The sequence below is a fragment of the Afifella marina DSM 2698 genome (assembly GCF_900102695.1).
Classification (GTDB): Bacteria; Pseudomonadota; Alphaproteobacteria; order Rhizobiales; family Afifellaceae; genus Afifella; species Afifella marina.
In genome coordinates, this window is record NZ_FMVW01000001.1 from 961,809 (window position 1) to 979,391 (window position 17,583).

17 protein-coding genes are annotated in these 17,583 nt (G+C 63.9%); 3 read left to right on the forward strand and 14 right to left on the reverse strand.

Translation table 11 applies throughout. The features are described from left to right. Positions 1–293 precede the first annotated feature (293 nt). The gene (locus BLP76_RS04510) at positions 294–887 is read left to right on the forward strand and encodes a hypothetical protein (protein WP_139163684.1); all 594 of its coding nucleotides are present in this window, start codon (positions 294–296) and stop codon (positions 885–887) included. A gap of 70 nt (positions 888–957) precedes the next feature. Here the strand turns inward: BLP76_RS04510 and BLP76_RS04515 are convergent, their stop codons facing one another. The 7 genes from BLP76_RS04515 to BLP76_RS04545 all read right to left on the reverse strand — a co-directional run bounded on the left by BLP76_RS04515 (position 958) and on the right by BLP76_RS04545 (position 8,068). Beyond that, positions 958–2,016 carry a threonine aldolase family protein gene (locus BLP76_RS04515; RefSeq protein ID WP_092809895.1) on the reverse strand — a complete coding sequence of 353 codons (1,059 nt, stop codon included), beginning with the start codon at positions 2,014–2,016 and terminating at the stop codon, positions 958–960. Then, on the reverse strand, positions 2,013–3,230 hold the full coding sequence (locus tag BLP76_RS04520; protein ID WP_092809896.1) for an aminotransferase class V-fold PLP-dependent enzyme: 1,218 nt from the start codon (positions 3,228–3,230) through the stop codon (positions 2,013–2,015). The genes BLP76_RS04515 and BLP76_RS04520 overlap by 4 nt, the downstream gene beginning before the upstream one ends. 7 nt (positions 3,231–3,237) lie before the next feature. Continuing rightward, positions 3,238–3,990, reverse strand: a complete 753-nt coding sequence (locus tag BLP76_RS04525) for an amino acid ABC transporter ATP-binding protein (protein ID WP_092809897.1) — start codon at positions 3,988–3,990, stop codon at positions 3,238–3,240. 2 nt (positions 3,991–3,992) lie between these two features. Continuing rightward, positions 3,993–5,117, reverse strand: a complete 1,125-nt coding sequence (locus tag BLP76_RS04530) for an amino acid ABC transporter permease (protein WP_092809898.1) — start codon at positions 5,115–5,117, stop codon at positions 3,993–3,995. A 1-nt stretch (position 5,118) separates the two neighbouring features. Further along, on the reverse strand, positions 5,119–6,267 hold the full coding sequence (locus BLP76_RS04535) for an amino acid ABC transporter permease (protein ID WP_170130380.1): 1,149 nt from the start codon (positions 6,265–6,267) through the stop codon (positions 5,119–5,121). 77 nt (positions 6,268–6,344) lie between these two features. Further along, entirely contained in the window at positions 6,345–7,373 is a 1,029-nt protein-coding gene (locus BLP76_RS04540; protein ID WP_200170539.1) for an amino acid ABC transporter substrate-binding protein, read from the reverse strand. Further along, positions 7,370–8,068 (reverse strand): GntR family transcriptional regulator, encoded by a 699-nt coding sequence (locus BLP76_RS04545; RefSeq protein WP_170130379.1) that lies wholly within the window; start codon positions 8,066–8,068, stop codon positions 7,370–7,372. The genes BLP76_RS04540 and BLP76_RS04545 overlap by 4 nt, the downstream gene beginning before the upstream one ends. A gap of 360 nt (positions 8,069–8,428) precedes the next feature. Between BLP76_RS04545 and ilvD the strand changes: the two genes are divergently transcribed. Continuing rightward, positions 8,429–10,264 (forward strand): dihydroxy-acid dehydratase, encoded by a 1,836-nt coding sequence (gene ilvD / locus BLP76_RS04550; protein ID WP_092809901.1) that lies wholly within the window; start codon positions 8,429–8,431, stop codon positions 10,262–10,264. A gap of 76 nt (positions 10,265–10,340) precedes the next feature. Here ilvD and BLP76_RS04555 read toward each other — a convergent pair whose 3' ends face one another. Genes BLP76_RS04555 through BLP76_RS04570 form a run of 4 tightly spaced genes read right to left on the reverse strand, consistent with a single transcriptional unit; the run spans position 10,341 to position 13,874 of the window. Beyond that, the gene (locus BLP76_RS04555) at positions 10,341–11,210 is read right to left on the reverse strand and encodes a metal ABC transporter permease (RefSeq protein ID WP_092809902.1); all 870 of its coding nucleotides are present in this window, start codon (positions 11,208–11,210) and stop codon (positions 10,341–10,343) included. Then, positions 11,207–12,115 (reverse strand): metal ABC transporter permease, encoded by a 909-nt coding sequence (locus BLP76_RS04560; protein WP_092809903.1) that lies wholly within the window; start codon positions 12,113–12,115, stop codon positions 11,207–11,209. The genes BLP76_RS04555 and BLP76_RS04560 overlap by 4 nt, the downstream gene beginning before the upstream one ends. Beyond that, positions 12,112–12,972 (reverse strand): manganese/iron ABC transporter ATP-binding protein, encoded by an 861-nt coding sequence (locus BLP76_RS04565; protein WP_139163689.1) that lies wholly within the window; start codon positions 12,970–12,972, stop codon positions 12,112–12,114. Before BLP76_RS04565 ends, BLP76_RS04560 begins: the two co-directional genes overlap by 4 nt. 32 nt (positions 12,973–13,004) lie before the next feature. Continuing rightward, on the reverse strand, positions 13,005–13,874 hold the full coding sequence (locus BLP76_RS04570; protein WP_420867617.1) for a metal ABC transporter substrate-binding protein: 870 nt from the start codon (positions 13,872–13,874) through the stop codon (positions 13,005–13,007). A gap of 250 nt (positions 13,875–14,124) precedes the next feature. Between BLP76_RS04570 and BLP76_RS04575 the strand changes: the two genes are divergently transcribed. Then, positions 14,125–14,559 (forward strand): Fur family transcriptional regulator, encoded by a 435-nt coding sequence (locus tag BLP76_RS04575; protein ID WP_092809906.1) that lies wholly within the window; start codon positions 14,125–14,127, stop codon positions 14,557–14,559. 3 nt (positions 14,560–14,562) lie between these two features. Here the strand turns inward: BLP76_RS04575 and BLP76_RS04580 are convergent, their stop codons facing one another. The 3 genes from BLP76_RS04580 to BLP76_RS04590 are packed head-to-tail and all read right to left on the reverse strand — an operon-like array spanning position 14,563 to position 17,580. Continuing rightward, positions 14,563–16,050 carry an HAL/PAL/TAL family ammonia-lyase gene (locus BLP76_RS04580; protein WP_092809907.1) on the reverse strand — a complete coding sequence of 496 codons (1,488 nt, stop codon included), beginning with the start codon at positions 16,048–16,050 and terminating at the stop codon, positions 14,563–14,565. Between the two features lie 17 nt (positions 16,051–16,067). Next, the gene (locus tag BLP76_RS04585) at positions 16,068–16,847 is read right to left on the reverse strand and encodes an ABC transporter ATP-binding protein (RefSeq protein WP_092809908.1); all 780 of its coding nucleotides are present in this window, start codon (positions 16,845–16,847) and stop codon (positions 16,068–16,070) included. Continuing rightward, positions 16,840–17,580 (reverse strand): ABC transporter permease, encoded by a 741-nt coding sequence (locus BLP76_RS04590; protein WP_092809909.1) that lies wholly within the window; start codon positions 17,578–17,580, stop codon positions 16,840–16,842. Before BLP76_RS04590 ends, BLP76_RS04585 begins: the two co-directional genes overlap by 8 nt. Positions 17,581–17,583: the final 3 nt, after the last annotated feature.

The window sequence follows — 17,583 nt, forward strand, 5'->3', positions numbered from 1 at the left end:
CCCTGTCTCGACATGACCCGCGCCGACGCCGCCCTCATCGAGGAGGCGTCAGCTGTCGGCTTTCGTTTCCCCCGCACCCATCCGCTCCTGACGAGCTGCCCAGATCGGGGCGCCTTGGACATGAGACGTCCCCGGATTGAAGGGCGACGCTAAGACCGGCTGAATGCGATGAGCGGCCGTGTTATCCCTCGTGGGACAAACATATGCGGCAAGCGCAATCCGGTCCGTCACTTCGTAATCGGATCCGCAGCAAGACGGATCGGCTCCCGCTTCCCGTCAACGATGGAGGCGTCATGCCTACGCATAATCTTCGACTGGGCCAGGTCCGCCGGCGCGGCGCGCATCTGGCTTGCGCCATGTTGGCGGTCGCAGGCCTCAGCGGCACCGCGCAGGCGCAATCGGCGGAGGCGACGGTGGAGTTCCTGCTGGCCGGTGTGCGGCCGGGCGGGGAGACGAAGCGCGTCGTCGACGAGGACGACGCTGTGCGCACCGTCACGCCGACGACCAAGGAAGGTGTCTGGCGCTTCGAATACTCACGCTCTTTTGGCGACAAGACCTATACGATGTCGCTCGATTACGAGCTCAAGCAGGTCACGGCCTGCCGCTACGACCTCAAGATCCGTGGCAACGACACCGTCGTGACGATGAAGTATGATTTTTCCGGCGCGCACGATCTTGAGATACGCCATGATCAGAACCCGACGCCGCCGGGTATGATCTCAATCGATGTCGTCGGCGCGGATGTTGAGCGCTGCGAGCCGCAGAAGGGGCATGCCTGCGAGCATTTCGACGGCAACCGCTTCGGTTATGTCGCGGCAAGCGAAGACGAGATCCGGCAGGCCTTCGCGCATTTCCAGGAGAATTACTGCCCGAAAAGCCCGTTCTAGAAACCGCCCGCGCCCCGTCCTGCAACAGCAGCGCGAGCGGGTTTTTGAACGAGCTGCCTACGCAGGCGATTCAGGCAGCCATGCCTTGAACGATCTCGACGAAAGCCTCGGCGGCCTGCTTCACGCCGGCGCGTGTCACGTCGAGATGCGTGACGACACGCATGCGGCGCGGATCTTCGACGCCGATGCGGATTCCATGCTCCTTCAGCCGCGCCGCAATGTCGGCGGCGTCGAGCCGCGCACCGAGCTCCAGGAACAGGATATTGGTGACGACATTTTCCGGCGAGACGGTCACGCCATCGAGACCGCGCACGATGTCGGCGAAGAGCCGGGCATTGGCGTGGTCCTCGGCGAGGCGCTCGATATTGTGGTCGAGAGCGTAGAGCCCGGCAGCGGCGAGGATTCCGGACTGGCGCATGGCACCGCCCAGACGGTGCTTCCAATGCCAGGCTTCGGCGATGAAGTCTTTCGAGCCGGCAAGGACGCCGCCCACCGGGCAGCCGAGGCCCTTGGAAAGATCGACCCAGGCGCTGTCGAAGCCGGCGGTGAAGGCTTTCGCAGGTGTGTTGGCGGCGACGACGGCGTTGAAGAGGCGCGCACCGTCCATATGGACGGCAAGCGAGTGTTCGCGAGCGAGTGCGACGATGGCGGCAAGTTCTTCGACCGGCCAGATCGCACCGCCGCCCCGGTTCGTCGTCTGCTCGACTGCGACAACCCGGCTGCGCGGACGGCGCATACGCGGTGTCCGAATATGCGCCGCCACTGCAGCAGCGTCGAAGATGCCGTTCGGCGTGGCGATGGTGTGGAATTGCGCGCCAGCAAGCGCAGAAGCCCCGGCTCCTTCGGAGCCGAAGACATGGGCGCTGTCAGCCGCGATGATCTCGTCGCCCGGCCGGCAATGCACGAGGAAGGCGATCTGGTTGCACATTGTCCCCGACGGCAGAAAGAGCGCGTCGTCCATGCCGAGAAGGTCGGCGATCCGTTCGCAAAGCTGCAGAACCGTCGGGTCTTCGCCACGCTGTTCGTCGCCCGTTTCGGCCGTCATCATCCGAGCGAGCATGTCGCGGCTCGGGCGGGTGGCGGTGTCGGAGACGAGGTCGATGTCGATCGCGGAGGTCGCAGAAGTCATTGTCCGGCTTTACTCAAATGGTGCTGGAGGCGGTCGAACAGACGCGCGACGTCCTCCTCGTTGTTGTAGAAATGCGCGGCGGCGCGCAGATGCCCGTCTTTCGCGGCAACGCGGATGCCATCCTCGGCAAGCTCCGCCTCCACCCGTTCGGCTGAAACGCCGCCAAGATCGAGGCTTACGATCCCGGCGCGTTCGTCCCACGCCCGGGGCGTGCGCACTTTGACGCCGATGCGGTCGGCCCCCTCGATGATGAGGTCGGTGAGCGCGTGCACCCGTTCTTCGATCGCATGGAGGCCGATGGCGGCGATGAATTCCGCCGAGCGACGCTGAATGGCGAGCCCGAGAAAGTTCGGATTGCCATATTCGAAACGGTGCGCATCCGGCGCATAGACGGGATCGGCAACCGTTCGGTCGAGCGTGTCGAAAGAGTATTTCGCGGCAAAGGGCGGCTGGAAACGGTTGAGCGCCCGCGGCGCGACATACATGAGCCCGGCACCGGTGACGCTCATTTGTGCCTTGTGACCGCCGGCGGCGACGACATCGGCGCCGAAATCGTCGAGCCGTCGGTCGAGGACGCCGAGCCCCTGGATCGCATCGACGACAAAAAGGATGTCCTGCGCCCGGCAGAATGCCGACAAGGCGTCGAGATCGGCGCGCTGGCCGAGACCGTAGGCGACCCAGGCAACCGAAAGGATCCGGGTGCGTGCATCGACGGCGGCCGTGAGCGCTTCCGTCGTCACCATTCCGGAGGGGTCGGCGGGGACGACGCGCACTTCGATGCCGCGATGTGCGAGCGGGCGCCACGGAAAGGTGTTGTTCTCGTGTTCCGCCTCGGAGATGACGAGATTGTCGCCGTCGCGCCAGTCGAAGCCCTGCGCCACGATATTGATCGCTTCGGAGGTGTTCTTGACGAGCGCAATCGTCTCAGGGGCGGCACCGAAAGTCGTGGCGACCTGGCGGCGCGTCGCCTCCACACCCTCCATGGAAAAGGAATGACGGCCGGCCTCGGAGGACGCGATGTCGGCGAACCATTCATAAGCAGCCTCTTCGGCCAAAGCCGGCAGCAGCGCTTTGCGGGCGATATCGAGGTAGGCGATCTTCTCGGTCGCCGGGAAGAGTCCGCGGATTTTCCGCCAGTTCGGCGTGCCGTCGGCAAGAAAAAGGGGCGAGGGGTGTTCGCCGACGAGGCCGGCTTCGGCTTTCGGATCGTTCATTGAGGTCCTAGGTCGCGTGGGAGATCTGGCCGAGGAAACCGCGGGCGCGGTCAGTGGCGGGGGCGGAGAAAAAGGTCTCTGGCGGGGCAGCTTCGACGATCTCGCCCTGATCCATGAAGACGACAAGATCGGAGACGCGACGCGCAAAGCCCATCTCGTGCGTGACGACGATCATCGACTGGCCGGATTGCGCGAGCTCCTCCATGACGCCGAGCACCTCGTGCACCATTTCAGGGTCGAGCGCCGATGTCGGCTCGTCGAAGAGCATCACTTCCGGCTCCAGCATGAGGGCACGGGCGATCGCCACGCGCTGACGCTGGCCGCCGGACAGTTGACCAGGATATTTCCATGTCTGCGAGGTGAGCTGGACGCGCTCGAGCAGCCCTTTGGCTCGCTCCGTCGCCGCATCTTCCGGCTCGCCGCGCGCATAGATCGCGCCGAGCGTGAGATTGTCCATGACAGAGAGGTGGGGAAACAGATTGAAGTTCTGGAACACCATGCCGGTGTGGCTGCGCACCTCTGCGAGCCGTTCCTGTGTGCCGTCGAGCGTCGCCCCGCAAACGGTGAGTGTGCCTTCCTGAAAGCCCTCGAGCCCGTTGATGCAGCGGATCAGTGTCGATTTGCCGGAACCTGACGGCCCACACAAGACGATGCGCTCTCCGGCCGCGAGCCCGAGCGAGACATCGCGCAGCACGTGGTGCTTGCCGAACCATTTGTTGACCGCCTGCATGCTGACGACGAAGTCTTTTTGAGCCGTCATCGTTAGCGCTCCACCTTGCGGCCACGTCTGGCGTTGGCCTGTTCCAAAGACCGGCCGTAAAGCGACATGCCGGAGCAGATGAGGAAGTAGAGCAGGAAGACGAAGAGATAGCCTTCGAGCCCGTAGCGCACCCAGTTCGGATCTTGCAGGGCGGCCTTGGTTGCGCCGAGCACGTCGAAGAGGCCGAGGATGGAGAAGAAGGTCGTGTTCTTGAAGGCGCGGATGATGTCGTTGAAGAGCGCGGGAATGGAGATCGCGAGCGCCTGCGGCAGCACGATTTTGCGCATGCGTTGCCAGTAGCTGAGGCCGAGCGCCTTGGCGGCTTCCTCCTGTCCGTCCGGCAGCGCCTGCAGGCCGCCGCGCACCACCTCTGCGGCATAGGCCGCGAAGAAGATGATCATGCCGATCTCAGCCCGCACCAGCTTATCGACATTGAGCTGATCGGGCAGAAAGAGCGGCAGGATGAGTGCCGCGAAGAAGAGGACGACGAGAAGCGGAATGCCGCGCACGCATTCGATGGTGGCGACCGACAGGAAGCGGATGGCAGGCAGCTGCGAGCGACGTCCGAGTGCGAGCAGGATGGCAAGCGGCAGACCGCCGGCGACGGTGCCGCCGAAGATGAGGAAGGTGAGGGGAAGCCCGCCCCAAAGATCCGTTCCGACATGCGGCATGCCGAAGATGCCGCCCTGCAGGAGGGCGATCGTGGCGATGAAGACGATGAGCCAGCCGATAAGGCGCAGCGAGACGGCGAAGAGGTTGGTGGCCGTCAAGACACCCCAGACGAGCCAGAGGGCGATGATGGCGCCGCCCCGCCATTGCTCCTGGTATGGGAAGGCGCCGAAGAGCATGACACGGTATTTTTCGGCAATCACCGCCCAGCAGGCCCCGGCCGCATCCCGGCAGGCGGCGCCCTCCGGCGCATACCAGACGGCGTCCCAGATGGCCCAGCGGAAGAGGCCTGCAAGCGCCCAGACGGTGATCGCGGCAAGCACGATCGTAACGATGCTCATCAAGGGCGTTGCGAAATAACGCTTGTGCAGGCGGGCGAGAAAGCCCGTGCTGCCGAGGGGCGGCAGACGTGCCGGCGCGCCGCCGATTGTTGCGTAGGATGCTGGTGCTTCCGTCATCTCAGCGCTCCGGTATCTGCACGAAGCCGTTGACGAAGTTCGCGACCGCACCGATCGCCAGCGACAAGGCGAGATAAACGGCCGCCATGATGCACAGGACCTCGATGGTGCGGCCGGAATAGGTGAGCATGGTGTTGGAGACGGAGAAGAGATCCGGGTAGCCGACGGCCACGCCGAGCGAGGAGTTCTTCAAGAGGCTCACATATTGTGCTGCGAGCGGCGGGATGATGACGCGCAGCGCCTGTGGCGCCACCACGCGGCGATAAAGGTCGATGCGGGTGAGGCCGATGGCGTTGGCCGCCTCGATCTGCCCGGAATCGACGCTGAGAAGGCCGCCGCGGACGATCTCGGCGATGAAGGCCGCGATATAGAAGGAGAGGCCGAAATAGATGGCGAGGAACTCCGGCGACAGCGTTATGCCGCCGGCGAAATTGAATCCCTTCAGTTCCGGGATCGACCAGGTGAGCGGCATGCCGAAGGCGAGCCAGACGAGGAGCGCCGGAACGAAGATGGTGGCGAGAAGGACCGGCTTTGCGGACTTCCATTTTTGCCCGGTGCGCCTGCGGCGACGGTCGGCGAGATGCGCCACCCACCAGGCGAGAGCACAGCCGGCGAGGAAGGCGGCGGCAACTGCGGTGAACGCCGTCATGTTCTCCGGCGCCGGAATGGTCAGCCCCCGGTTGGAGGCAAAGACGAAGTCGAAGAAGGACCAGGACAGGCGCGCCGCCGGAAACAACGTAAAGAAGGTGTACCAGAAGACGATCTGGACGAGCTGCGGCGTGTTGCGGAAGGCGTAGACATAGGCGCGGGCAAGGCTGCTTGCGAGCGCGTTGGGCGAAAGCCGTGCGAAGCCCACGATCGCGCCGATGATGCTGGCCGTGACAATGCTGACGGCGGACAGCAACACCGTGTTGCCGAGGCCGACGGCGAAGGCCTTCAAATAGGTGTCACCGGAGGTGAAGCTAAAGAAGGCTTCGCCGAGGGCGAATTGCGTCTCGTCGAAGAGAAAGCCGAGACCAGAGGTCATGCCACGGTCGATCAGCGCCTGACGCGCGTTGAGCACGAGCCAGATGCCGAGCGCGGCAAGCGCGGCGAGAAGCAGTGCCTGCCAGGCGATGGCGCGAGAGCGCGGCTGGCGCCAGAAAGGCACCGCGCTCTCTCCATTTGTCGAGGGGGTGTGGGTCATGACCTCGGTCGCATCGATCTCACGAGTGAGCTCAACTGTTCTCAGAGCGGCGGCGAGTAAATGAGGCCGCCGTCGGTGTAGAGGGCGTTGAGGCCGCGATCGAGCTTCAAGGGAGAGCCCTTGCCGACGTTGCGGTCGAAGACTTCGCCGTAATTGCCGACCTGCTTGATGACCTTGTAGGCCCAGTCCGGATCGAGCCCGAGCCCGTCGCCGCCGGCCTTGTCGACGCCCAACAGCCTGCGCACGGCCGCGTCGTCGCTGCTTTCCTTCACCTCATCGACGTTTTCGGAGGTGACGCCGCTCTCTTCGGCCTGGAAGAGCGTGAAGACGGTCCACTGCACGATGTCGCGCCATTGCGGATCGTCCTGCCGCACGACCGGTCCCATCGGGTCCTTGCCGAAGAGCTCGGGCAGGATGACGTAATCGTCCGGATTGGGGGCGACGGCAGCACGCGTCGAAGACAGGCCGGAGGAGGACTGCACGGCAACGTCGCAGCGTCCGCCGAAGAAGGCCGTGTTGATTTCCTTCTGGTCCTCGATCACCACGAGTTGCAGGGAGATGCCGTACTTCTTCTGAATGTCGGAGACGACGCGCTCGGAAGTGGAGCCGGGGCGCACGCACACGCTCGCTCCGTCGAGTTCGGCAACGCTGGTGACGCCGAGCTCCTTCGGCACCATCAGGCCCTGGCCGTCGTAGAAAGTCGGCGAGACGAAATCGAGGCCGAGATCGGTGTCGCGGCCGCGCGTCCAGGTGGTGTTGGCGACGGTAACGTCGACTTCGCCGGTCTGCAGGGCGGTGAGACGCGTCTGATTGTTGGTCTTGAGCAGCTTGACCTTGCTCGCATCGCCGAGGGTGGCGGCGGCGATGGCGCGGCAGGTGTCGACGTCGAGGCCCTGCCAGGCGCCCTGGCTGTCGACGGAGGAAAAGCCCGGCCGGCTGCCGTTGACGGCGCAGGTGACGACGCCGGCCGCTTTCACGTCGTCGAGGGTGCCGGCGATGGCCGGCGTCTGAAAGCCGGCCGCGGAGATCGCGCCGACGAGAAGCCCGCCGGCAAATAGGTGCTTCATCATATGTTCTCTGTGCCTCTTGTCTTGTCTTTGGTTTTGTCTGTTCCGGGTGCCCGATCGAGCTCCAATCTGATCTCGAGGCCGCGCTTCAGATGTCTGCGCATCAGTTCGGCGGCTTTCTCGGGCTGGCGGTCCACGATCGCTTCGAAGATCGTGATGTGCTCGACCAGGATTTCCTGGACGAGAGCGTGTGCGAAGTACCGCGGCAGGTGGAATGCCAGGCGGAATCGCATGCGCATCAGGCGCACCATCTCGGCAAGAGGGGCGCTGGCGGAAGATTGGATGAGCGCGTCGTGAAAGTCGGTGCCGACGTCGTCGATCTCGCGGGAGGTGAAGGCGGAGGGATCGCGCGCCATGATGCGCATCTTCTCTCCGCATGCGCTCAAAGCGAGGCTCGGTCCTCGTTCGGCAGCCCGGCGCGCGGCCAGACATTCGAGCGCCTCGCGCAGCTCGTAGATGTCGCTGATGTCGCCCGCTGAGAGCTTCCGGATGAAGGTTCCGCGCGCCGGCTTAACCTCCACGACGCCTTCCTGCTCGAGCTGGCGCAACGCGTCGCGCACCGGCATGCGCCCGATGCCGAGCTGCTGGGCGAGCTTACGCTCCGACAAGGGATGATCCGTCTCGAAGCTGCCCCCGAAGATCAAATCGACGAGGCGGCTATAGGCGCGGTCACGCTCGAACTCGAAGGAAACTGCCATAAGGATCAGACTGGCTGACTGGTATACCAGTTGCAAGCCTAAAAATTCGGCGCGGCGCAATTCTGGCCTGAACCTCTTCGCGCTTGTGGAATTTGCTGTCTCGCGAGGTGCACGAAGATGACGGCAACGTCGTCTGTTCATGCGGATGCCGCGAGAGCGACCGGCGAGGCCGCAAACCTGGATGCTGGCCCTGAGTTTATCCTTTTGCGCTCAGGCCGTTGCCGAGCCGGGCGGGGATGCTTATTAGCTGGGACGGTCCGCCTTTCGCGGATCCATGCCGTGGCGCGACGGGCCGATCCGGCCTCGCACAATGCTGTCGTGCCTCCGGCCTCACAAGGCCAGAAGGAATACCAAAAACCAATGCCCTCTTATCGCTCACGCACAACCACCCATGGACGAAACATGGCCGGCGCGCGCGGCCTTTGGCGCGCCACCGGCATGAAGGACAATGATTTCGGCAAGCCGATTATTGCCGTCGTGAATTCTTTCACGCAGTTCGTACCGGGCCATGTGCACCTCAAAGATCTCGGCCAGCTCGTGGCCCGCGAGATCGAAGCGGCGGGGGGCGTCGCCAAGGAATTCAACACCATCGCCGTCGATGACGGCATCGCCATGGGCCATGACGGCATGCTCTATTCGCTGCCGTCGCGTGAGCTCATCGCGGATGCCGTGGAATACATGGTCAATGCGCATTGCGCCGATGCGATGGTGTGCATCTCCAATTGCGACAAGATCACTCCCGGCATGCTGATGGCGTCCATGCGCCTCAACATTCCGACCGTCTTCGTCTCCGGCGGCCCGATGGAAGCCGGCAAGGTGGTGCTCGACGGCAAGTCGCAATCGCTCGATCTGATCGATGCGATGGTGGCGGCGGCCGACGACCGCGTCAGCGAAGAGGACGTGCAGGTCATTGAACGCTCTGCTTGCCCGACCTGCGGATCATGCTCGGGCATGTTCACGGCCAATTCCATGAACTGCCTGACAGAAGCGCTCGGCCTCTCCTTGCCCGGCAACGGCACGACGCTTGCGACCCATGCCGACCGCCGCAGGCTCTTCGTCGAGGCGGGACATCTGATCGTCGATCTCGCCCAGCGCTGCTACGAGCAGGACGACGAGAACGTCCTGCCGCGCAAGATCGCCACCAAGGCGTCGTTCGAGAACGCCATGGCGCTCGACATCGCCATGGGCGGCTCCACCAACACCGTCCTCCACATCCTGGCGGCCGCTCAGGAAGGCGAGGTCGACTTCACCATGGACGACATCGACCGCCTGTCGCGGCATGTCCCGGTCCTGTGCAAGGTGGCGCCGGCCAAGAACGACGTGCATGTGGAAGATGTGCACCGCGCTGGCGGCATCATGGCGATCCTGGGCGAACTCGACCGTGCGGGTCTGATCAACCGCGACGTGGCGACCGTCCATGCCGAGACGCTCGGCGATGCGATCGAGCGCTGGGACGTGCGCCGCGCGGCCTCCGAGACGGTCACGGAATTCTTCCGTGCCGCGCCGGGCGGTGTGCCGAGCCAGGAAGCCTTCAGCCAGGATAATCGCTGGCGCGAGCTCGACCTCGATCGCGAAGCGGGCGTCATCCGCGATGCCGAGCATCCGTTCTCCAAGGATGGCGGACTTGCCGTTCTGAAGGGCAACATCGCGCTCAACGGCTGCATCGTGAAAACGGCGGGCGTCGACGACTCGATCCTGAAATTCTCAGGCCCTGCGCGGGTCTTCGAAAGCCAGGACGAGAGCGTGCATGCGATTCTGTCGAACAAGGTTGCCGCCGGCGACGTCGTGGTGATCCGCTACGAGGGACCGCGCGGGGGCCCCGGCATGCAGGAGATGCTCTATCCGACGAGCTATCTGAAGTCGAAAGGCCTCGGCAAAGCTTGCGCGCTTGTCACCGATGGGCGTTTCTCCGGCGGTACGTCGGGTCTCTCGATCGGCCATGCCTCGCCGGAAGCGGCCGAGGGCGGGGCGATCGGACTCGTGCGCGACGGCGACATGATCGAGATCGACATTCCGAACCGCACCATCAACCTTCTGGTGGACGATGCGGAGCTCGCAAGCCGGCGCGCCGAGCAGGATAAAGCTGGGTGGAAGCCGGCGAAACCGCGCAAGCGCCAGGTGACGACGGCACTCAAGGCCTATGCGGCGCTGACGACGAGCGCCGACAAGGGCGCCGTTCGCCGCGTTCCGGAATGATCTGAGACATTTCCGGCGGCTTTTGCGTCTCCCGTGAGGCGTGAAAGCCGCCGGAGCTTATTGCGCTCGGCAGGGCTTAGCCGAGTTTCTCGGGCTCGGTCGAGGCTCCCGAAACTTGGCCGCGCGACCGGCCGGACAGCGTCGTCGCCAGAAAAACCGCGACGAAACAGGCGGCGAGCAGGAGCACGATCGTCGGCGCCGGCGCGCTGTCGATGAAAAAGCTCGCATAGACGCCAAGGAACGCGCAGGCGAGCGACAGCGTCACCGCCACCAGCATCATCGCCCCGAAACGGCGCGTTACCAGGAAGGCGATCGCGCCGGGCGCGATCAGGAGCGCGATCGTCAGAATGATGCCGGTTGCCTTGAGCGCACCGACGATCGTCAACGACAGGATGGCGAGAAGCCCGTAATGCATCACCCGCACGGGTAGCCCGATGGCACGCGCATGCTGCGGATCGAAGGCATGCAGGAGAAGGTCGCGCCATTTGGCGGCGATGATGGCGACGGTGAGGATAGCGATCGCAGCACTCTGCCAAAGATCGAAAGGCAGCACGCCCAGGATGTTGCCGAAGAGGATATGGTCGAGATGCACTTCGGTCTGGATCTTCGTGTAGAGGACGAGGCCAAAGCCGAACATGCCTGAGAACACGATGCCCATGATCGTATCCTGTTTGATGCGGGAATTCTGGCTGAGATAGCCGGTTGCGATGGCGCAGGTCATGCCCGCGGCGAAGGCGCCCACGACGAGCGGCAGCCCGACGAGATAGGCGATCACCACGCCCGGAAAAATCGCATGCGAGATGGCGTCGCCCATCAGCGACCAGCCTTTTAGGACCAGAAAGCACGACAAAAGCGCCGAGGGGATGGCGACGAGAACCGCAATCAGCATCGCCTCACGCATGAAGGGCAGGGTGAAGGGAAGCATCGCCTGATCAAAGAAGCTCATGACAGATCCCCCGTCGAAAACTGGGGCATCGGCTGCGCCTCGTCCTGCCGCTCTCCGTCCTGCAGCGCCTCACGGGCGCGGCGCCTGGCGGCGAGAAGCCCATGCTTGGGCGCCACGACGAAGGCGACGAGGAAGATCAGCGTCTGCAGGACGATGATGATGCCGCCGGTGGCCCCGTTCAGAAAATAGCTCGCATAGGCGCCGACGAAGCTCGTTGTCGCCCCGATGACCACGCTGAGAACGATGAGGCGGGGGAACCTGTCGGTCAAAAGATAGGCTGTGGCGCCCGGCGTCACCACCATGGCGATGACCAGGAATGCGCCGACCGTCTGCAGCGCGGCGACGGTGGAAGCGCTCAGCAGCGTAAAGAAGACGAGCCGCATCAGACCGGGATTGATGCCGATCGAGCGGGCATGGTTCTCGTCGAAGAACACCACCATCAAATCCTTCCACTTGGCGATGAGGATGGTGAGCGAGACCGCGGCGATGATGACGAGCTGCATCGTGTCGGCCGGCGTGATCGCCAGAATGTTGCCGAGCACGATCGTCTGGATGTCGACGGCGGCGGGCGACAGCGACACCATGAAGAGCCCGAGCCCGAAGAAGGACGTGAAGATGAGGCCGATGATGGCGTCTTCGCGCAGCTTGGTGCGGTGGTTGAGGAAGAGCATGGCGCCGGCGGCAAGCCCGCCGGAAAGAAAGGCGCCGAAGGAAAAGGGCAGGCCCAGCATATAGGCGCCCGCGACGCCCGGCACGATGGAATGGGAGAGTGCATCGCCGATGAGCGACCAGCCTTTCAGCATCAGATAGGCGGAGAGGAAGGCGCAGGTGGCGCCGACGAGCGCGCTCACCCACATGGCGTTGACCATGTATTGATAGGCAAACGGTTCCAGAAGCTGGCTCATGACCGCTCCGCATCCTTCTCCGGCGAGGTGGTTTCGTCGCGCTCGCCATAGACAAGGAAGGGTTTTTCGTCGTCGGAGATCATCCCGATCGGCCGCCCCTGATCGGTGGCGGCAAGATCGAAATGGCGCAGAACGCCGCCGAAGGTGCGTTCCAGATTGGCACGCGTGAAGATTTCGTCCGTCGGCCCCGAGGCGAGCACCGTGCCTTTGACGAGAACGGCCCGATCGCAAAACTCCGGCACAGAGCCGAGATCATGCGTTGAGACGAGCATCACCCGTCCCTCGTCGCGCAGGTCGCGCAGGAGCGCGATAATCGCATCCTCGGTTTTGACGTCGACGCCCGTAAACGGCTCGTCGAGGAGAATGACGCGTCCATCCTGGGCGAGTGCGCGGGCGAGAAACACCCGTTTGCGCTGACCACCGGAGAGCTCGCCGATCTGGCGTTTGCGGAAATCGCTCATGCCAACGCGCTCAAGCGCCTCCGCGACCGCGGCATGATCGGCGCGCTTCGGCTGCCGCAGGAAGTTCATGCGCCCGTAGCGGCCCATCATGACGACGTCTTCCACGAGGACAGGGAAATTCCAGTCCACTTCCTCGCTCTGCGGTACATAGGCGACGAGGTTCCTTTTGAGCGCCGCCTCGACACTGCCGCCAAGCACGGAAATCGAGCCGCCGGCGACCGGCACGAAGCCCATGATCGCCTTGAAGAGCGTGGACTTGCCGCTGCCGTTGACGCCGACGAGCGCCGTGATCGTCCCGGTCGGTATCTCGAAGCTCGCGTCGCGCAGCGCCGTATGGCCGTTGCGATAGGTGACGGTGGCGTGGCGGACTGCGATGCCGGGCACGTGGTCCGGCATCGAGTCTGGCAAGACGTTTTCAGAAGACATCATCATGGCACGAGGCATTGAGCAATGGTGTCGGACGTCACCCGGAGGAGATCAATATAGGTCGGCACCGGGCCGTCTTCTGCGCTTAAAGAATCAACGTAAAGAACTCCCCCATATTTTGCGCCCGTTTCTCTCGCCACCTGTTGTGCTGGCTTGGCGGAGACGGTGCTTTCGCTGAAGACGCAAGGGATGTCGTGCGCGTTGACGGCGTCGATGACGGCGCGCACTTGCTGCGGGGTGCCCTGCTGATCGGCGTTGATCGGCCAGAGATAGAGTTCTTTGAGACCGAAATCGCGGGCGAGATAGCTGAACGCGCCCTCACTGGTGACGAGCCAGCGCTTGTCCTCCGGGATCTTCTCAAGCTCCGCCTGGATCGGCGCGATCGCGTCCTGGATCTTCTGTTTGTAGGCTTCGGCATTCGCCTCATAGGTGGCGGCATTGTCGGGATCCGCGGCGATGAAGGCGTCGCGGATATTGTCGACATAGATGAGGGCGCTCGTCGGCGACATCCAGGCATGCGGGTTCGGCTTGCCGTTGTAAGGGCCTTGCGAAATGCTCATCGGTTCTACGCCGTCGGAGACGACGACGTTGGTGACGTCGCCGAGATTGGCGAGGAAGCGTTCGAACCAGACTTCGAGATTGAGACCGTTCCAGAGGACGAGCTGCGCATTGCGCCCGCGCATAAGATCGCGCGGCGTCGGCTGGTAATTGTGGATCTCCGCTCCGGGCTTGGTAATCGATTCAACATTTGCCGCCTCGCCGGCGACGTTCTGAGCCATGTCGGCGATGACCGTGAAGGTGGTGACAGCTTTCAGCTTGTCCGCTGCTACGGCCTGTTGGGCGCCGGCCCAGAGGAAAGACAGCGCGCTCAACGCGGCAAGCAATCGACGTTTCGTCAAGTTGTTCTCCATCAAGCGATGCGGTCGCGCCGCAGGGTGCCTCTTTCACATGCCAGCCTTCTTTTTTAGATGCAAGTGCAAATCATTTGCAAAAATATGCTGCTTTCGTCCAATGACCTCGCGTCGAGGCGGGAGGAAGTCGCGGATGAAATCTGCATGGGACGCTGGCGTCGGCAGGCGCTGCGGCCTTTGCAGCCGTCCCGTCAGGCGCTAGAGGGGGACAATGGGTGAAGCCAAGAAACGCCGCGATTACGAGAAAGAGCTGCGCGATGCGGGAATCCGGATCACGCGGGCGCGCAAGACGATCTTGAAGATCCTGGAGGAGGGAGAAAAGCACCCCGACGCGATGGAGATATTCCGACGCGCCTCAGAGATCGACGCCACTGTCTCGCTCTCCACCGTCTACCGGACGATGAAAATTCTTGAGGATCGCGGCGCCATCCAACGGCATGTTTTCGAGGGCGGGCCGTCGCGCTTCGAGCCGGCCGGTGGCACGCATCACGACCACCTGATCGATACGGATACGGGCGAGGTGGTGGAGTTCCGCTCCGATAAAATCGAGGCTCTGCAGGAAGAGATTGCCCGCTCGCTCGGTTACGAGATCGTCTCGCACCGGCTTGAGCTTTATGTACGCAAGATCGGCCGGCGCCGCGGCTGAGGCTTAGCGCGTAGCGGGTTGTTCCGACGAGAGAAACTGGAACGCCGTCTCCATATCCTGCGAGAGCGGCCGGTCGTCGGAATAGAAGGCAATCAAGCTACGCAGTTGGGCGAAAAGCCTGTCGGTTGCGGGCGCACGTGCCTCGGTCTGAAAGGCGTAGGCCTGGCCGGCAGCAAGCCATTCGATCGCAAGGAGGCGGGTGGCGTTCTCGACGATCGCAAGCGCTTTCAGTGCGGCCGGCGTCGGATGCGCCAGATGATCTTCCTGCAATGCCGAAGTGATGCCGCCGTCGAGACTTGCCGGCGCGGCGAGGCGGCGGTTTTCGTTGACGAGCGAGACGGCCGCATATTGCGCGATCATGAAGCCGGATGCTGCGCCGCCTTCTGCCGCGAGAAAGGCCGGAAGCCCGCTCACCATTGGATTGAGAAGCCGGTCGAGACGTCGCTCCGACATCGCCGCCACTTCGGCAATCGCCGTCGCCAGGCCGTCGAGGGCAAGCGCCAGTCCCGCCCCGACGGCATGGGCCTGCGAATGCACGTGAGGTGCCTCGGGCGTGCCGGTGACGAGCGGATTGTCGGTGACGGAGGCGAGCTCGCGGTCGACGGTGGCGGCTGCGTCTGCAAGGAGGTCGCGGGCGGCCCCATGCACATGCGGCACGGCGCGCAGCGACAGGGCATCCTGCGTGCGCTTGCCGATGGCGGCGGCGACGATGCTGCTGCCTTCAAGGTAGTGCCGCAGGCGGGCGCCGACCTGTTGCAGGCCGTCGGAGCGGCGCAGCGCCAGCGCCTCGGGCGCGAAAGCGGCCGGGTTGGTGCCAAGATTTTCCATCGTCATGGCGGCGATTGCATCCGCCCAGGCGAGAAGCCGGTCCGCACGCGCAAGCGCGAGGCAGGCAAGACCCGTGGCGCAGGGCGTGCCGTTGACGAGCGACAGTCCCTCCTTCGCCTGGAGCCGGAGCGGTTCAAGCCCGGCTCGTGCCAACGCCTCGGCCGCGGAGAGGATGCGGTCGCCGTCCCGCACCGAACCGACCCCTACGAGCACGAGCGCGATATGCGCCATATGGCTCAGATAGCCGACGGAGCCGCGCGCCGGCACGAGAGGCGTGAGCCCGGCATTCAACAGCGCAGCGAGGCCTTGCGGGATCTCGCGGCGAACGCCGGAATGGCCGTGCGCGTAATTGTTGATCGCCGCTGCCATGATCGCGCGTGTCTCGGCAACCGGAAGCGGCGCGCCGACGCCGGTGGCATGGCTCATCAGGATGTTGTGCGAGAGCTGCTGTTGCAGCGGCCGCTCGACCACGACATCGCAGAGCGCGCCGACGCCGGTGTTGACGCCGTAGGCCCGGATGCCGCGCTCGACGATCGCTTGCACGATGGCGGCGGCGTTGTCGATGCGCGTGAGCGCGGCGGGCGTGAGATCGAGAGGGGACCCCTCCGCGACCTCGACAATCTCTCTCCATGCGAGGGAGCCATCGAGCGACACGCGACGCATTCCGTCTCTCCGGGGCTTCAACCTCTGAAGCCGGTGATGAACTGGTTGAAACGCTCCGAAGAGGATTCGGTGAAGATTTCTTCCGGCCGCCCTTCGGCCTCCACCTGGCCCTGATGCAGGAAGATCACCTTGTCGGAGACGTTGCGGGCAAACGACATTTCGTGGGTGACGACGAGCATGGTGCGGCCTTCATCGGCAAGGCTGCGCATCACCTTCAGGACTTCGCCGACGAGCTCCGGATCGAGCGCCGAGGTCGGTTCGTCGAAGAGCAAAGCCTTCGGTCGCATGGCGAGCGCACGCGCGATCGCGGCGCGCTGCTGCTGGCCGCCGGAAAGATGCGCGGGATAGTAATCGCGGCGTTCCGCGAGCCCGACTTTTTCAAGCAGCGCTTCCGCTTCCGCGATCGCTTCCGCTTTCGGCCGCTTCTGCACATGCACCGGGCCTTCGATCAGGTTCTGCAAAACCGTCATGTGGGACCAAAGATTGAAGCTCTGGAAGACCATGGCGAGCTCGGCGCGAATGCGGTCGACCTGGCAGCGATCCTTCGGCATCAGCCGGCCCTGGCGGTCGCGACGCATGTTGATCGTTTCGCCGGCGACCGTGATCTCACCTTCATCCGGTGTCTCGAGAAGGTTGATGCATCTGAGAAAAGTGCTCTTGCCCGAGCCTGACGCGCCGAGGATCGAGATGACATCCCCGTCCTGCGCTTCGAGCGAGATCCCTTTCAGGACTTCGAGGTTGGCGAAGGATTTGTGGATGTTCTTGACCGAGATGGCCGGGACCGGGGCTTCAGTCATGGGGGGTCTCCAGCGATGTCACCGTGCGGCCTTCACCGGAGATGCGCGGCCGCTCACGGAGATGCGGCGACAACCGGTGCTCCAAAAGGGCGATCAGGCGGACGATGATGAAATTGATGACGAGATAGATGAGCGTCGCGACCAGGAAGACTTCCATGGTGCGGTAGGTCTGGGAGATGAGCCGCTGCGCCGTGCCGGTGACTTCCCAGACAGTGACGAGCGAGGCGAGTGCCGTCGACTTCACCATCAGGATGATTTCCGTCGAATAGGCGGGCAGCATGGCGCGCAAAGTGATCGGGGCGATGATCCGGCGCACGAGCAGGAAGCCCGACATGCCGACCGAACGCGCCGCCTCGATCTCGCGCGGTGGCACCGCCTGCAGCCCGCCGCGAATGATTTCCGCCTGATAGCCGGCCGTGCAGAAGGCGAGAGCGAGAACGGCGCACCAATAGGGTTCGCGCAGCACCGGCCAGGCGAAGCTGTCGCGAATGACCGCGAACTGGCCGAGCCCATAATAGATGAGGAACATCTGAATGAGCAGCGGCGAGCCGCGAAAGATGAAGACATAGACGCGCGAGAAGGCCGACAGGATGGGCCCGCCGGCCGTGCGCATGACGACGAGGACGACGGCAAGGGCTGCACCGAGGACGACGGAGGCGCCAAAGAGCGCCAAAGTCGTCGGCACCGCCTTGACCAGCGTGACGAAGGTGGAGGCGAGGAACTCGAAATCCATCGG